The sequence below is a fragment of the Aliiruegeria lutimaris genome (assembly GCF_900099935.1).
Taxonomy (GTDB): domain Bacteria; phylum Pseudomonadota; class Alphaproteobacteria; order Rhodobacterales; family Rhodobacteraceae; genus Tropicimonas; species Tropicimonas lutimaris.
This window is the reverse complement of sequence record NZ_FNEK01000175.1, coordinates 1-1,702: the sequence shown is the minus strand read 5'-3', so window position 1 is coordinate 1,702 and position 1,702 is coordinate 1. Positions and strand designations below refer to the sequence as shown.

Annotated in this window: 2 protein-coding genes; one reads left to right on the top strand and one right to left on the bottom strand. The window is 59.9% G+C overall.

All coding sequences use genetic code 11. The annotated features are described in order from the left end of the window. On the top strand, nt 1-322 hold a 322-nt coding region (locus BLR85_RS29735), incomplete at its 5' end, for a hypothetical protein (protein ID WP_212635194.1). 1,141 nt (nt 323-1,463) lie between these two features. On the opposite strand, the gene BLR85_RS29730 is transcribed toward BLR85_RS29735, so the two are convergent. Beyond that, nucleotides 1,464-1,702 (bottom strand): hypothetical protein (locus BLR85_RS29730; RefSeq protein WP_212635193.1); only part of this gene is annotated, 239 nt, incomplete at its 5' end.

The following is a 1,702-nucleotide window of genomic DNA, read 5'->3' as shown; positions in this document are numbered from 1 at the left end:
TCATTGGATGGCTCCTTTCCTCGCAGTCGATGACAACTGCACTTTGGCACGTTCGATGCCGGTGGAGCAGGAGCCATCCACCTCATCCGCTTTCGTTTCAGAGAGTGTTGCTGCGTGTGTAAAGTGTTCCGGCATCCGGAGTTACCGCAGCGCGCAGGAAGGCGACGTCGGCATCGAGCTTGCGCAATACCCGCTCAATGTCTGGGAATACAGTGACGCCGCCACCCATTCCCTGTTGGGCTATGGAAATGGCAGTTCCGAACTGAACTCGAACCGAGCCGCGATGCCGCCTAGCGCTTGCATAACGAGCCGGTCGCGCTGATGCTGCAACCGCTCAAACGTGCGCCAGTGCATTCCCTTGGGTTTTTGCCAGCCGGGAGGGTTCATAATGCCGGGTTGCCAGCCCAGCCGCTCCCGTATTCTGTCCGCCTTCCGTGCGGCCCTGTCGCCCGCGTCTTCGCGCTGGGAGGGGTAGGCCAGTTGGTGACAATGACGGCAGGCGAATATCCGACCGCCATATAGCACCGCAACGCGCCTTCCGCAGCCCTGAGCGGGGCACAGGAACCATTGCCGCGCTCCGCCCAGGTTGCACGCTGTGGCATCGAGATGGACGCTGTAGCGCAGGCTCTGCCACTCCTCGCCTCCACTGCGGGACCGATAGTCCAGCACTACCCGTCTCGGCTCTGCCGAGATGCCGATGGTCCCGGTGACCACGCCATTGCGTGACCACGTGATGTTGCCCGAATAGCCGGGACGTAAAATGCCCTCGCGCTTCAGCCAGCGAACATCAATCGCCCGGTAGTCCTCTTTCGTGTTCCTGGCCCCGTAGTGCCAGTGTCGCCCGCTTCCCGTACCGCCCATGTCGTGCCTCAGATTTTGCCGAAATCAATTGCGAGTTTGGCTCGATGTTGGCGCAGCGCTGCGACGTGGGCCCGCCGCTGTCTCGCTGCCCGTTTTCGGCAACCCTCGCAGCAGTACTGAGTATCAACACGCCGCCAATCGGGAAGCGGGTCGCCACACCAACTGCATCTCCAGTCACCACGCGCGACGCGCTGAACCATGGCCTCCGCACGCCTGCGGCGGTTCCCGTAATTTCCGGTCCCAAAATATGCTTGAAAGCAGGCGATCGTCCGGTCGCCATCCTTCTCTATCCAGAGTGCGTCGGGGTCAGGTCCTGGCATCGTTTCGCCTTTGATTTTCCGGCACCCACAAACGGGTCAATTGCCTTGAAATGCTGTCACCTTTGGATATAACCCATTTGGAACATATAGGGAACAAAGGTTGCGTGTCGCTACGCCGGCAAAGAGGAAGTGTTGATGATTTGCTGCCCGATGACATTGTTCCTTGGGCGAGGGATGTTTGGCGTGACCGGCAGGAACTTGCGACACTGAGCGGCGGACCATGGATGCTCAGGAAGGCAGCCGATGTGCTAGGAATAGACCAAGAAGAAGTGGACAAGCTGCTTAGATCGAAGGGATGAAATCGTCCGCCTCCGCCCCAACCTGCAAGGCCGTTACCTGCGCAAAGCGATCACTCCTCAATGGTGGCGCAATCGCACATACCGCGCGTTTTCCGGGGGAGACGAGCGGCACGGGCTTTAGCTTAGGAACTGTCGCAACAAGGGTCAGCGTCTCGCCTGCCTCTACGTCGTGCCAAAGGCAAAGACCGCTTCCCGAAAGATGAACTCGCGTTTTCGCGCCCC